This is a genomic window from Campylobacter showae (genome assembly GCF_963515975.1).
In the GTDB taxonomy this organism is placed as follows: Bacteria; Campylobacterota; Campylobacteria; order Campylobacterales; family Campylobacteraceae; genus Campylobacter_A; species Campylobacter_A showae_F.
The window spans coordinates 13,130-27,030 of the sequence record NZ_CAUPZM010000020.1; the positions used below are offsets into that span (position 1 = coordinate 13,130).

A 13,901-nucleotide genomic window follows, 5' to 3' on the forward strand; every position below is an offset into this window, starting at 1 on the left:
AAATAGAAGAAGTAAATTTCGTCCCAAGATAAGGCATGCAGCCTATCGCAGGGCGAAATTTGCGAAATCAAGCAAAAATACTCGCGAGACAAGCCGCTATTTTCTTAGTAAAGCGGCGGCTTCTTTAGCATGATAGCTTATTATCAAATCCGCCCCCGCTCTCTTAAACCCGACTAACGTCTCCATCATCACGCGCTCATAGTCGATGACGCCGGCTTTTGCCGCAGCTTTTAGCAGGGCGTATTCGCCGCTCACGTTATACGCGCAGATCGGCAGCCTCGTCGCTTCGCGCAGATCGCGGATGACGTCTAGATACGCAAGGGCGGGCTTTACCATCAAGATATCGGCCCCTTGCGCCTCGTCCTCTAGGCTCTCGCTCACGGCCTCTAGGCGGTTTGCGCTATCCATCTGGTAGCTTTTTCGGTCGCCGAAACTCGGTGCTGATTCCGCTACGTCGCGAAACGGCCCGTAGTATGCCGAAGCAAATTTGGTCGAATACGCCATAATCGGCAAATTTTCATATCCGCTCAAATCCAGCGCCCCGCGCAAGGTAGCGATGATGCCGTCCATCATGCCGCTTGGAGCGATCATATCGGCGCCGTTTCTAGCATGGATCAGAGCTTGTTTAGCGGAAATTTCCAGCGTCGCGTCGTTATCGACGGTCTGATGGACGTGATCTAGGATACCGCAATGGCCGTGATCGGTGTACTCGCAAAAGCAAAGATCGGTTATCACGACTAGATCTGTAAATTTATCCTTTATCGCCCTAAGCGCCGTCGCGATGATGCCATCGTCACTTAGAGCATCGCTGCCTACGCTATCTTTTAGGCTCGGGATTCCAAACAATATCACCGCTTTTATGCCTAAATTTCGCACGATTTCGCACTCTTTTAAAATTTCGTCCAAACTCATCTGAAAGACGCCCGGCATCGAGCTTATCTCTTTTTTCACGCCCTTGCCTTCGACGACGAAAAGCGGATAGATAAAATCGCTCGCCGCAACGCTAGTTTCGCGCACCATCTGCCTGATCGCGGGATTTATCCTGAGCCTTCTAAAACGTTTAAACATAATTTTCCTTTTACTTCGCTACAATTTACGCTTAGTGTAACATAATAGGAGTTAAAATTTTATGAATATCGAGCTTTCAAATACGGCAAATTTACCCTCTCGTTTCGGGATATTTGAGATACAGGCATTTAAGGAGGGAGAGAAGGAACATTTAGCGATATTTAAAAAACCTTTCGGCGAGGTCGTAAACGTCCGCATCCACTCCGAGTGCCTAACGGGCGATGCGATCGGTAGCCTAAAATGCGACTGCCGCGACCAGCTGGAAGCCAGCCTAAAATACATCGAAGAGCACGGCGGTATGGTGATCTATCTACGCCAAGAGGGGCGAAATATCGGCCTACTAAACAAAGTAAACGCCTACCATCTGCAAGACGAGGGCCTCGACACCATCGAGGCAAACCACCAGCTAGGCTTTAAGGCCGACGAGCGCACGTATGAGATCGTGGATTTTATCTTAAAGCACTTTGGCATCGAAAAGATAAATTTGCTGACCAATAATCCAAAAAAGTTATCCGGGCTAAAATGCGTACAGATCGTCTCTCGCGTGCCGATCGTCATACACGCGAACAAATTTAACGAAAACTACCTGCGCGTGAAAAAAGAGCAGATGGGGCATATGCTAGATGAAAATTGACCTGCCGAGGGACTTTGACGCGCAAACGGCGAAATTTAGCGAGATTTTGGCTAAATTTAACCGCGTGCATAGCCTCACCAACTACAAAAATTTAAACGAGCAGATAGCAGATAGCATAGCTCCGCTTGAAATTTTCCCGCAAATTTCGGACGCCAAAACGGCGATTGACGTCGGCAGCGGAGCGGGCTTTCCGGCGATATTTCTCGCGATGATTTTAAGGGAGTGCGAGTGGCATCTCTTTGAGCCCAGCCCGAAAAAATCGGCGTTTCTAAGCTACGTCAAGGCCGAGCTAAATTTAACCAACGTCTGCGTAAAATCTTGCAAGATCGAGGATGGCGAGCCCTTTACGGCGCAGCTTATTACCAGCCGAGCGCTGATGAAAACGAAAGATTTGCTCGGCATTTGCGACGGTTTTTTTGACGCGCAAACTCAAATTTTACTTTACAAAGGAAGCAGCGTGCAAAGCGAGCTAGGGGGGCTCAAGGCTCAAATTTACGGGCGCGGCAATAGAAATTACGTATTTATAAAGGGCGGCGATGTTATTTAAAATTTCGGCTTTTTTAGCGGTTTTAATCGCGATTTATTTGATATTTTTTAAAACCCGCGTCAAAAGAGGCGTAAAAGGAGCGAAAAATAAGGACGAGGATGCGCAAAATTTCGTCGAATGTAAAAAATGCGGTACCTTTATAGAGGCTAAAGACGCCGTAATAAGCGGCGGCGGATACGTCTGCCCCGAGTGCATGCAAAGCAAAAAGGAGTAGAAAATGCAATTAATCGGACACGAGCTAGTGCCCTATGAGCCGCTATTTTGGCGCGAAAACGCGGATCAGATCAAGGCGGACGAGCAAAATTTATTTAAATTCGACAAAGCGATGATAAGAGCGGCGCAAGAAAAAAGGGCTAAATTTAGCGTAGCTTGCGAGAACGTAAGCGAGTGCATAATCGCAAATGCGGCGGGCGCGAATCTGCTTGTTATATCAAAGCGAGAGTTTACGCCAAAGGCCGCAAATTTGGCCCAATTTTATCTCTTTGACGCCAAAGTCGCTTGTATAATCGGCGATGAAATCGAACTTAGCGAGATAGCGGGGTATCAAGCCGACGTCGCGATATTTAAAAACGCCGTAATAGGCAAGGATAAACGATGATAAATTTCCCGCCATTATATCTAAAATTTTTAGAAAGTATCGAGGGCGAGGAGTGCGTAGACATTTTTAACGAGGCGGGAGCGGGCGCCTATCTATACGGGCGCGCGTCTCTAGCCGAGCGAAACGAAACCTACGAAGTAGCGCTTTACGAGCCGGATTTTTATATGATAGGCCAAGACGGCGACCTTGGATTTTTCATAAAATTAAACTCGGACGATGCTATTTATTTTAACGATCTAGGTGCGCTGGGCTCGGCTCCGATGCGCCTAGCGGAACGAGATATTTTTGCCTTTATAAAAAAGATAAAAGACGGCGGCGAGATATTTTCGTAAAATTTTACGAGCAAAGGAAACAAATGGAACTTTTTAAAACCGCATTTTTGATGACGGTGCTGATGCTGCTTTTCGTAGCCGTGGGCGGCGCGATAGGCGGCACTAGCGGCATGCTGGTAGCGTTTTTAGTTGCGCTTGGGATGAATTTCTTTTCGTATTTTTTCTCGGACACGCTCGTGTTAAAGCACTACCGAGCCGTGCCGGTGGACGAAGCGCACGCGACGGGGCTTTATCAGATCGTGCGCGAGCTTTGCGCGAAGGCAAATTTGCCGATGCCAAAGATCTACATCATCCCCGAAGCCGTTCCAAACGCCTTCGCCACGGGTCGCAACCCTAGCCACGCCGCGGTAGCCGTGACCGAGGGGCTGCTAAATCTGCTAAACAAAGACGAGATCGAGGGCGTGCTAGCTCACGAGCTAAGCCACGTGCGCCACTACGACATCCTGACGGGCTCTATCGCGGCGGTATTTGCGGGCGCGATCGCGATACTGGCGAATTTCGCGCAGCTTGGCGCGGCGAATCGTCAAGGCAAGCAAAATCCTCTGATGCTAATCGCTCTAGCCGCCATCATGCCGCTAGCCGCTACGATCATACGCATGGCGATCTCGCGGGCGCGGGAGTTTGAGGCAGATAGGGGCGCCGCGATGATAACGGGCAAGCCCCAGCACCTAGCCGGCGCGCTGCGAAAGCTCGAGGACTACGCGCGCGGACGCGTGATGGCAAACGCCGACGAACAAAGCGCGCATATGTTTATCGTTAATCCTTTTAGCGGCGTAAAAAGCGCGCTGGGCTCGCTGTTTCGCACGCACCCGAGCACCCAAGACCGCATCGCCGCGCTAGAAAATTTACGCTCGCAGATAGATGGCGAAAACGGCGTGAAAGAGTATTTTAGAAAGTAAATTTGACGGGCAAATTTAAGCGCAGGTCTTGCCGTTAAATTTAAGCAAAACGGCTCGGCTTCGGACTTTAAGTTAAAGCCGATTTTTAAATCCGCGTCGCGTCAAATTTGACCGCCCGCGTCAAAGTAAATTTATCAAAAAGGCAAAAGATGAAAATAGCCGTAAACGGCGCAAGCGGATTTATCGGCGGCGAACTCTGCCGCTTTTTTAGAGCCCATGGGCACGAGATAGTAGCTATCCCAAGGGCCGCCTACGCCGACAAAGACGCGATCAAAAATCTCGCTGACGGCTGCGATGCGGTTATAAATTTAGCAGGCGCCTCTATCGCCGCAAGATGGAGCGAGGCTTATAAAAAGCGCCTTCGCGCAAGCAGGATAGAGACTACGCGCACGCTGGTTTGCGCTATAAACGAGCTAGAAAATCCGCCCTTTTTCATCAGCGCTTCAGCCGTTGGGATATATGAAAATGGGCTTGGTCACGACGAGAGCTCGGTCAAATTTGACCGCGGATTTTTGGGCGAGCTAGCATGCGAGTGGGAGAGCCAGGCCGCTAAAGCGCGGACGCAAACGGCGATATTTCGCCTAGGTGTGGTGCTGGGGCAAGGCGGTGCGCTAGCTAAGATGCTGCCGGCATTTAGGCTCGGTCTTGGCGGCAAGATCGGTAGCGGCGAGCAGGCGTTTTGCTGGATTTGCGTAACGGATTTGCTGGAAGCGTTTAAATTTGTCTTACAAAACCGTCAAAGCGGCGTTTTTAATCTCGTTTCGCCGACTCCTAGTACAAACGGCGAATTTACTCAAATTTTAGGCGAGGTTTTGGGGCGACCGACGTTTTTTAAAGTGCCTAAATTTGCGCTAAATTTGATGCTGGGCGAGGGATCAAGCGTACTGCTTGAAGGTGCTAAAGTCTATCCCAAAGCCTTGATAAAAAGCGGATTTAGCTTTAAATTTAGCGATCTAAAAGCAGCGCTAGAGGATATTTTGAAGTAAATTTGAGAATTGGCGGAATGCAAATTCTCATGGCGGCAAATTTACGTCGCGGCTTTAAAAATTCAAACAATCAGCGCTAACCCCGCGTAAATTTGACCTCGCTACGAAAGTCTAGCCGCGGCTAGAATCCCGTCCGATTTTATCGCAAATCCAAATTTTAAAAACGCCGGCGTAGAGACATAAGGACAAATACGGTAGCGCTTAAAATATAAAATACTTTGCCCGCTGATATGGCGGGCTATAAATCAGTAAACAAAATTTAGCAAACCTGACGCTTGGGTAAAATTAGCATGATGCCGCCCAAGAAAAAGCGATAAATTTTTACGACTGCCGAACGATGTCATAAATTTACAAAATCGCGAGCCGATATTAGGTAAAATTCTGATAAATCTTATGCAAAAGGTAAAAAAATGAGAACAGATAAAAATATGGAGCAAATAGCGTTAAGAGCGTTATTTTAGCAGATAGGGACATAGGGTAAAAAATGAGAACTCAAAATGCAAAATTTAGGCATTTTTTTTTGCAATTTGAAAGCTAAAGTTTCAAATTGCTTCAAAAACTTCAAAGATAGCTTCAAAGTCCCTTTAAATCACACCTTTTCTGATATGTGCCGACGCGTCCTACGATAGCGCAATTTTCTAAATTTTCGCCGTCTATTACGATAGGCTCGTATTTTTCATCATCCGAAAATAACGTTACGGCTCTTGTTATCGGGTTTTTCTAATCGTTTGACGAATACGTCTCCGCCGTAGTTTATGACGTATATATTGCCGCTTATTACGCCACCTGCATTTGCCGTACTTATAAAAAGAAGTTCTCCGTTAGCGATAGTAGGCTCCATACTGTCGCCTTTAGCGTTAATGATATAAACCTTAGATAGGTCTCCGCTAATACGTAAAAAGCCTCGCGGAAAGCTTTCGTTAAAATCTAAAATTCGGCATAAATTTGAATCAGACGGCAAATTTATGCTTTTGAAGATAGCAGGCTAAGCTCAAAAATTTGCAAAGCTGGCTTTCGCCGCTAGTTCTGCGCGCAGAGTTTGCTACATGCACGCTCAAGCGGACTTGCGAGGAGTTTTACTCAAACCGCCTTGAGATATTGGGCGAAAGTTTCGTCAAAACGTCATAACTGATCGTGCCGAAAAAATCCGCCCAAACGCACGCGTCGTCAAATACGCAAATTTTATCGCCCGCATCTTCGCAGCAAAAGCTATCCATCGACATTTTACCGAGCAACCGCCGTCCGCCGGCCGTCCGCAGCTCGCCCTCACCCCCGTAGCGCAACAGTCCGTCGCCGTAGCCTAGATCGTAAACGGCGATTTGCATATCCTCGCTCGCGCAAAATTTAGCGCCGTAGCCCGCGCATTGTCCTTTTTTTAGCACCCTGCCGCTAACCTTATGCGCCCAGAGTGACGCCACGCGCTTTAGTCCCAAGCTTTCGTCAAACTGCGCGTAGCCGTAGGCTGCGATACCCACGCGCACAAACTCGTCCGCTAGCTCGCCGAAACGCTCGGTCGCAGCGGAGTTGTGCGAGTGAAAGATCAAATCTCTCTCGCCGCAAATTTCGCGCGCTACGGCTTTTGCCGCGGCGAAATTTTGCCTCTGCACGAAATAATCGCTACTAAGCTCTTCAGCGCTTCTAAAATGCGTAAATGCTCCGCAAATTTGCAGTCCATGCGCCAAAGCCGCCTCGCACGCCGCACGCACTTCGCACGTAGCAACGCCGTTTCGGTGCATGAGCGTATCGACGGCGATATGCACGCGAGCGCCTTTTTTAAATTTAGCAATCAGCGAAATATCGTTTACCGCATAAATAAATCGCCCACTCTCGCCGCCGTGCGGAATGTGCGAAAGGATGAGAATGTGCTCGAAAAAGGGTTCTAGCTCGCGCGCCTCGACTTCGTTTTTGACCGCGCAAAATTTGATGCCGTAGCTTGCCGCCTCGCGCCCCACAAGCACCGCTCCGTGACCGTAGGCATTGTCTTTTAGTACCAAGATCACGCGATCTTTGCCGCCAGCTTTGGTGCAAATTTTAGTTAGATTATGTATGTAGGCGGATCTGTTTAAAACGAGTTCAGACATTAAAATTTACGCCAAACGCCTCGTAAACGTTAGGAAGCAGCTTTCTGATATTATAATCATAAGCGTAAAATTTAGCATACAGCGCCTTTAGATCGGCCTCTTTGACCGCGGCAAAGTCAAACACGTCCGTGCCCGCAACCTTTGGCACTTGGCGGTCCAGCTCGGCGAAAAACTCGCTCCTAGCCTTTAAAATTTCCTCGATTTGATTTTTTACTATTTCTTTTTTTTCTTGCATTTACTTCTCCGTTAAGATTTTAAATTTATCTTTATCTAGCCGCACGTAGAGCTCTTTTTTTCCTTTAAATTCGTGACTGGGCGCGGCATAATCCTCGTCAAAAACTACTCTAAAAAGATTTTGCCCTTTAGTGTTCGGGTACGGCGTCACGCTAAAATTTGAAGCTTTTATGCTCTTTTTTTCTTTTAGCGCGAAAATTCTCTTTTTATTTTCGGCAAATTTAGCCCTCGTTAGCGCGTTTTTGCCCTCTATCTTTACAAATTCGTCCGCATAAAAGCCCAGGTAAATTTTAGTTTCGTTATCTCGCCACGCCTGCAGCCACTCATGCAGATGCGCCAGCACGCGCGCGACGTCGTCTTTGCTAGCGTCTACCTTCTGGCTTTCGCTGATTATCACGACGCCCTCGCTGCCAATCAGTTCGCCGAATTTCACCAGCGCATCGTTGTTAAACGCCACGCAGCCGCGCGTTTTTACTTCGTCCTCGCGCTTGCCTTTCATCGGCAATCCGTGTATCCAGATGCCTCCGCCCGTTTTTTGTGCGGCCTTGTCGTGGGCGTTTGGGTACGATAGCGACATCGCAAGCGGCCCGTAAAAGGGATCGGGCGGCGTAAATTTGTCCGTGATGTCGTAAACTCCGACCGGCGTTTTTAGGTCGCCTTCTTTAAATTTATCCCCGCTTTTGCCCGTTATCACGCTTTGCGAAAAAATTTGCTCCAACGCACCGCCTGCATACTCGAAGCTTTGCAGGGTTTTTTGCGCTTTATTTACGACGATGATTTTAGTCTTGGCCTCGTAGTAGCCGTATCTAACGTCGGCTGCACCTAGCTTTTCCAGCCAGTATTTAGCGCCCGTCAAATTTGCGTCCGCTAGAACATTGGCGGATAAAATTTGAGAAAAAAAGATAGAAAAAATAAGTAAGCCGAGTAGTTTTTTCAAAATTTTCCTAACATTGCGTATTTTCGTAATAAAGGATCGAATTATATTACATTTTCTCTTAAAAATTTTAAAAAACTTTTATTTTGTGTTACAATAGCGAATATCAAAATTCCACGTAAAAGGACGCAAAAAATGAAAAGCAAATTTTTAGCTTTATCTCTAGTAGTCACCTCTTTGGGCTTTGCAAACGCCGCAGATGTTGAGGTTTCAGATATCTATGCCAAAGCTACGCCTCCTGGCGCAAAAAATACGGCTCTATTTTTTGAGATCAAAAACTACACCAACAAACCTATAAAACTAATCGGCGCTAGCTCTCCTGCGGCAGCTACGGGCGAGATACATACGCACAAAGAAGTAGACGGCATGAAAAAGATGGTGCAAATAGATAGCATCGAAGTAGCGCCGGAAAGCGCCGTGAGCCTAAAACCGGGCGGTCTGCACGTAATGCTGATGAACATCAAAGCTCCGATCAAAGAGGGCGACAAACTAGATGCCACGCTAGAGTTTGATAACGGACAAAAACTCGAGCTAAAAGATATCGTCGCAAAGTCGGTCGTAGCTAAAAAAGACGGCGAACACCACAAGCATTAATGAAAAAATTTCTCATAATTTTAGTCCTTCTAGTCGGCGTTTTGGGTACTTCGGCGTACCTATTTTTTAAACCGCAAGCGCAAGAGGACTTTTTGAGCGCAGAGGACGTGGGGGCAAATTTAACCCCGCTTCCTTGCGATATGAACGCCGAGCACTCCTGCGGCGTGGAGTTTCGCGGCAAGACGGTTAAATTTAGCCTCTCGCCAAAGCCCGTTTACACGATGCAGCCCACGATCGTGCGCATCGAGGGGCTAGAAGGGTTTAAAAACCCCAGCCTTGAGATCCACGGCGTAAATATGGATATGGGCGTGATTAAGGCCGAAGTCGAAAAGCGCGATAACGCCTACGTCTCAAACATCGTGCTAAGCGCATGCCTGATAAACATTATGAGATACCGTTTCGAGGTGCTGGAAAACGGCAAAAGAAGCGGGCTTTATATAGACTTCGACTTGCATCAATAGACGCAAAATTTACTTAAAAGGGCGGATGATGAAAAAGCTTATTATCGCAGTTATACTGATTTTAACGGTTCTTGGCGCAGGCTATCTCGCACTCTACTCAAACAAATACGCTCTTACGGGCCAAGGCGCAAACGGCGCGGTGAGCCTAAAGAGCTTTGAGGGCAAAAATAAGATTATCTACTTCGGCTACACCACCTGCCCCGACGTCTGCCCTGCGACTCTGGGTATCCTTTCGGGCGTTTTAAACGAACTTAAACGAGACGACATCGTCGTGATTTTCGTCACCCTCGATCCGGAGCGCGACGAGGCTAAAAACGTCGACGAGTATGCGAAGTATTTTTATCCGAATTCTTACGGCATAGTGTTAGACGATCTGCCTAAGGTTGCCAAAAGCTACGGCGTGAAGTATCAAAAGGTGCTGCTTGAAAAATCGGCGATAGAGTACTCTGTCGCTCATAGCTCCTCGCTTTATGTGTTAGACAAAAACGATAAATTCGTCGCCGAGATCTCCAATCTAACGGCGCAAAATATCAAGAAAACGCTGGAAAATCTGAAATAATAACAGCTTTATTATTTCGTAAATTGCAGGTGTTACGTTATAACACAAAGATATTTTTTTATACTCAATTATTAATGATTTTGATTTAAATCAATATACTTTAAGCCTTCCGGTTGTATAGTTTCTTTAGCGGAAATTTAAAATTCGGAAGTCATCCATGAAGATTATAGCGCTCGTATGCGCTCTATTTGTTTTCTCCTTCGCAAGCGATGTTAGCGCTACAGCTAGCCTCGACGTAAAAAGCTGCGCCTATAGCGAGCAAAACAAAACCATAGCCGTCTACGATGCTAAAAATTCGCTAAAAATACTTAATCAAAAAGACTTAAAACCCATAAGCAAATTTGATCTTAAAGCAAATGAGATAACCTCTCTAGCCTTTGACGGCGCAAATTTGTACGCCGGTTTTTCGGGCGGAGAGATAGCTAAATTTAGCGATGATTTTAGCTCTTTTGCCGGCATGCTAAATCTTTCAAATTTAAGCCTTGATGCGCAGATAACGCACCTTCACGTCGCAAACGGCAAAATTTACGCGGTCGCCGGTAAAGACGCCTTTATCTCCTACGACGTTGCGTCAAAAAAGCTGATGCGCGCCAATCTTGACGGCGCATATCGTATCGCAACCTGTAAAATTTTAAACGGCGCCGTGCTGATAACGGGCTGGGATAGATCGGTTTTTAGCGTAAATTTAAGCACGATGCAGGCAAAAAATCTAGGCAAATTAAAATCCGTAGCTCTGAGCGCGGCGGAGATAAACTCGGGCATGATTTTCGGACTTGCTAGCGGCGAGATAGCGAGCCTCAAATTTGACGCAGATGGAAATTTTACGAACGAAAATTTAGCAAGCAAGCAGCCTAGCGCGGCAAATTTGGCCGCCGAAGCAAATTTAACTCAAACAAGCGACAAAGAGAACGCAAGTGCAAATTTAACCGCCGTCAAAAACGCGCAAAACAAAGCGGATCTAAATTTAACTAACGGCAAAGCAAACGCAAATTTGACGGACGCAGAAATTCAAATTTACAAAATCTCAAATTCGCGCGTTAAAAGCTTGCTGGTCGTGCAGGATAAAGTTTATATCGGGCTTGGAAACGGCGAAATTTTACGAAGCGACGCGGAGTTTAAACAGATAGAAAAAATAGGCAAAAACTCCGACGCCGTGATAAAAATTTTTAATGACGAAGATAGCGTCATAGCCGTTAGCGTAAACGGCGAGATCCAAATTTACAAGAAAAAATCTTAGGAAAGGAGATTTTCAATGAACAAACTACTTAGTTGCGGTATCGTTGCGGCTGCGGGCCTCGCGTTTGCCGTTAGCAGTGCGTGTGCGGCGGATAGCGACTTACAAGCTATCATGAAAGCGCGCGGGCTAACGGAAAAAGACATCCTAGCGGCCGCTAAAACGTATCAGCCAAGCGGTAAAAAAGACGACTACATCGTATTTTCCTCAGGAGGCCAAAGCGGACAGGTGATGGTTTACGGCGTGCCTTCGATGAGGATTTACAAGTATATCGGCGTCTTTACGCCCGAGCCTTGGCAGGGATACGGCTATGACGAGGAGTCTAAAGCCATCCTAAAAAGCGGCGCCATCAGAGGCAAACAAATCACGTGGGGCGACACTCACCACCCTGCTCTTACGGAGAAAAACGGCGAATACGTCGGTGATTATCTTTTCATCAACGACAAGGCCAACCCTCGCATCGCAGTGATAAATTTACATGATTTCGAGACGACTCAGATCGTGGTTAACCCTATCATGAAAAGCGAACACGGCGGTAGCTTTATCACTCCAAACAGCGAATACGTCATCGAAGCGGCGCAGTACGCGGCTCCGCTAGATAACGGCTATCACTCGATGGACGAATACGAAGCGGTTTTCCGCGGTGCGGTAACTTTTTGGAAATTCGACTATCCAAAAGGCAAGATAGACGAGAAAGCTTCCTTCTCGCTCGAGCTTCCTCCATACTGGCAAGACCTAAGCGACGCAGGTAAGGGCGAGAGCTTTGGTTGGGCGTTTACAAACTCGATAAACTCCGAGATGTATACGGGCGGTATCGAAAAGGGCTTGCCTCCGTTTGAAGCGGGCGCGAGCAGAAACGACACTGATTATTTGCACGTTTATAACTGGCAAATTTTAGAAAAACTAGCTCAGGATAAGAAAAACTACAGAGAAATAAACGGCCACAGAGTAGTTACGATAGAGGCTGCCGTTAAAGCCGGCGCGCTATTTTTGATCCCTGAACCAAAGAGCCCGCACGGCGTAGACGTCACTCCTGACGGTCGCTATATCGTTATCGGCGGCAAGCTAGATACTCACGCGACGGTTTATGATTTTAAAAAGATCAAAAACCTAATCGACAAAAAAGAGTTCGCCGGCACCGATCCGTACGGCATCCCGGTGCTTGATATGGCAAAGAGCTTGCAAGGACAAGTCGAACTTGGTCTTGGACCTCTGCACAACTCTTTTGACGAAAAAGACGGCGTCATCTATACCTCTCTTTACGTCGATAGCCAGATCGTGAAATGGGACTATAAAAATTTAAAAGTCCTAGATAGGATCAACGTTCACTACAACATCGGACACCTAGATACTATGGAGGGAAAATCGGCCAAACCTAAGGGCAAATACGCTATCGCTCTTGATAAACTTTCGATCGATCGCTTTAACCCGGTAGGTCCTCTTCACCCGCAAAACCACCAGCTAATCGACATAGCCGGCTCAAAAATGGAGCTTTTATACGATATGCCGATACCTCTAGGCGAACCTCACGACGTAGTTTCGATTGCGGCTAGCAAGCTAAAACCGGCTACCACCTACGCCATGGGAACAAACTCTCGCACCGGTAAAGAAAGTCCGTTCGTAACTCTCGCCGGACAAGAGAGGATCGAGCGCAACGGCAAAAACGTAACCGTCTACGCTACGATGATCAGAAGCCACATCAACCCTGAGCATATCGAGGTAAATAAAGGCGACAACGTAACCATCCACTTAACCAACCTAGAGCGCGCACAGGACGAGACGCACGGCTTTACCGTGGATCTTTACAACATCCACGCCTCTTTAGAGCCGGGTAAAACAGCAACCGTAAATTTCGTAGCGGACGAAGAGGGCGTGTTCCCTTACTACTGCACCGAATTTTGCTCTGCGCTGCACCTTGAGATGATGGGTTACTTGCTAGTTAAAGATCCGAACAAAAAATACGAATCCGCCAAAGCAAGCAAGCTAAAAACCCTAAGCCCGGAAGCTCTAAAAGCCGAATACGATAAAGTAATCGCTACGAATAAAGCTACCGACGAGGTTATCCAAAGCGTCGTTACGTATCTAAAAGAGAAGCATTACGAAAAATATCCTAAGGTAAAAGAGCTAGTTACCGATGCGCTAGATCAATACGGCAAAATCCCTGAAGTAAAAGCAAAAGCCGACGAAGCCTACAAAAAAGGCGACGTAAACGGTGCGATCCTATGGGAGTACCAAGTATGGCAGTATATGGTTAAAACCGCAGACGTCGGCCTAAGAGCTAAAAACAACCTAGCTAAAGAGATCGCCACGCCTATGAGTCCGGCTGCCGCTAAAGGCGAGGCTGCCTATCTAAAAGGCGGTTGTAACGGCTGCCACGTCATCGGTCAAGTTAGCTCGGGCCCAGATCTAACCGGCGTTCTTTTGCGTCACGAAAACGGCGAGAAATGGGTGTTTGACTTTATCAAAGATCCGTCTAAATTTTACGGCGACGAGTATATCAAGTCTATGATCGATTACTTTAACCTAAGAATGCCTAATCAGCACATGAGCGACCAAGAGATCAAAGATATCATCGAATACCTAAAATGGATCGACGAAAACGCGGGAATGTAATCCAAATTTGATTCGGGCTTAGCGGTCCGAACAGATCCGCTAAATTTGAGGCTCGGCGCGCGTAACCCGAGCCTCTTACGTTAAATTTAAAAAGCGTTTTGCGAAAAATTTTTTAAATTTAACAAAG

17 protein-coding genes are annotated in these 13,901 nt (G+C 47.1%); 12 read left to right on the forward strand and 5 right to left on the reverse strand.

Annotation, left to right across the window (positions count from 1 at the left end):
* Positions 1-96 precede the first annotated feature (96 nt).
* Positions 97-1,068 (reverse strand): porphobilinogen synthase, encoded by a 972-nt coding sequence (gene hemB, locus RWM02_RS07815; RefSeq protein WP_314070839.1) that lies wholly within the window; start codon positions 1,066-1,068, stop codon positions 97-99.
* Between the two features lie 61 nt (positions 1,069-1,129).
* Between hemB and ribA the strand changes: the two genes are divergently transcribed.
* From ribA to RWM02_RS07850, 7 genes are all read left to right on the forward strand, one after another.
* Positions 1,130-1,702, forward strand: a complete 573-nt coding sequence (gene ribA, locus RWM02_RS07820; protein ID WP_314070842.1) for a GTP cyclohydrolase II — start codon at positions 1,130-1,132, stop codon at positions 1,700-1,702.
* Positions 1,692-2,249 carry a 16S rRNA (guanine(527)-N(7))-methyltransferase RsmG gene (gene rsmG / locus RWM02_RS07825; protein WP_314070846.1) on the forward strand — a complete coding sequence of 186 codons (558 nt, stop codon included), beginning with the start codon at positions 1,692-1,694 and terminating at the stop codon, positions 2,247-2,249. The genes ribA and rsmG overlap by 11 nt, the downstream gene beginning before the upstream one ends.
* Positions 2,239-2,463, forward strand: a complete 225-nt coding sequence (locus tag RWM02_RS07830; protein WP_314070849.1) for a PP0621 family protein — start codon at positions 2,239-2,241, stop codon at positions 2,461-2,463. The genes rsmG and RWM02_RS07830 overlap by 11 nt, the downstream gene beginning before the upstream one ends.
* Positions 2,464-2,466: 3 nt before the next feature.
* Positions 2,467-2,847: a hypothetical protein gene (locus tag RWM02_RS07835; RefSeq protein ID WP_314070852.1), complete on the forward strand. Its 381-nt coding sequence runs from the start codon at positions 2,467-2,469 to the stop codon at positions 2,845-2,847.
* The gene (locus tag RWM02_RS07840; RefSeq protein ID WP_185897855.1) at positions 2,844-3,179 is read left to right on the forward strand and encodes a hypothetical protein; all 336 of its coding nucleotides are present in this window, start codon (positions 2,844-2,846) and stop codon (positions 3,177-3,179) included. Before RWM02_RS07835 ends, RWM02_RS07840 begins: the two co-directional genes overlap by 4 nt.
* A 23-nt stretch (positions 3,180-3,202) precedes the next feature.
* Positions 3,203-4,078 (forward strand): zinc metalloprotease HtpX, encoded by an 876-nt coding sequence (gene htpX / locus RWM02_RS07845; protein ID WP_314070857.1) that lies wholly within the window; start codon positions 3,203-3,205, stop codon positions 4,076-4,078.
* A 149-nt stretch (positions 4,079-4,227) separates the two neighbouring features.
* Positions 4,228-5,064: a TIGR01777 family oxidoreductase gene (locus RWM02_RS07850; RefSeq protein WP_314070860.1), complete on the forward strand. Its 837-nt coding sequence runs from the start codon at positions 4,228-4,230 to the stop codon at positions 5,062-5,064.
* 679 nt (positions 5,065-5,743) lie between these two features.
* Here RWM02_RS07850 and RWM02_RS07855 read toward each other — a convergent pair.
* The 4 genes from RWM02_RS07855 to pgp2 all read right to left on the reverse strand — a co-directional run bounded on the left by RWM02_RS07855 (position 5,744) and on the right by pgp2 (position 8,316).
* Positions 5,744-6,025 carry a S24 family peptidase gene (locus RWM02_RS07855; protein ID WP_314070863.1) on the reverse strand — a complete coding sequence of 94 codons (282 nt, stop codon included), beginning with the start codon at positions 6,023-6,025 and terminating at the stop codon, positions 5,744-5,746.
* Positions 6,026-6,140: 115 nt separating this feature from the next.
* Entirely contained in the window at positions 6,141-7,145 is a 1,005-nt protein-coding gene (locus RWM02_RS07860) for an alanine racemase (protein WP_314070866.1), read from the reverse strand.
* Positions 7,138-7,380, reverse strand: a complete 243-nt coding sequence (gene cmeU / locus RWM02_RS07865) for a CmeU family protein (protein WP_314070868.1) — start codon at positions 7,378-7,380, stop codon at positions 7,138-7,140. The genes RWM02_RS07860 and cmeU overlap by 8 nt, the downstream gene beginning before the upstream one ends.
* Positions 7,381-8,316 (reverse strand): cell shape-determining L,D-carboxypeptidase Pgp2, encoded by a 936-nt coding sequence (gene pgp2 / locus RWM02_RS07870; protein WP_314070871.1) that lies wholly within the window; start codon positions 8,314-8,316, stop codon positions 7,381-7,383. It lies immediately after the preceding gene.
* A 132-nt stretch (positions 8,317-8,448) separates the two neighbouring features.
* Here pgp2 and RWM02_RS07875 point away from each other — a divergent pair, with 132 nt between their 5' ends.
* The 5 genes from RWM02_RS07875 (at position 8,449) to nosZ (ending at position 13,774) form a co-directional block, all read left to right on the forward strand.
* Positions 8,449-8,907, forward strand: a complete 459-nt coding sequence (locus RWM02_RS07875; RefSeq protein ID WP_314070873.1) for a copper chaperone PCu(A)C — start codon at positions 8,449-8,451, stop codon at positions 8,905-8,907.
* A complete protein-coding gene (locus RWM02_RS07880) occupies positions 8,907-9,368 on the forward strand; it encodes a hypothetical protein (RefSeq protein ID WP_314070875.1) in 462 nt (153 codons plus the stop codon). The genes RWM02_RS07875 and RWM02_RS07880 overlap by 1 nt, the downstream gene beginning before the upstream one ends.
* A gap of 28 nt (positions 9,369-9,396) precedes the next feature.
* Positions 9,397-9,927, forward strand: coding sequence for an SCO family protein (locus RWM02_RS07885; RefSeq protein ID WP_314070878.1), 531 nt, complete (start codon positions 9,397-9,399; stop codon positions 9,925-9,927).
* A gap of 157 nt (positions 9,928-10,084) precedes the next feature.
* Positions 10,085-11,164 (forward strand): hypothetical protein, encoded by a 1,080-nt coding sequence (locus RWM02_RS07890; protein ID WP_314070881.1) that lies wholly within the window; start codon positions 10,085-10,087, stop codon positions 11,162-11,164.
* A gap of 15 nt (positions 11,165-11,179) precedes the next feature.
* Positions 11,180-13,774: a Sec-dependent nitrous-oxide reductase gene (gene nosZ / locus RWM02_RS07895; RefSeq protein WP_314070885.1), complete on the forward strand. Its 2,595-nt coding sequence runs from the start codon at positions 11,180-11,182 to the stop codon at positions 13,772-13,774.
* The last annotated feature ends 127 nt before the right edge of the window (positions 13,775-13,901 follow it).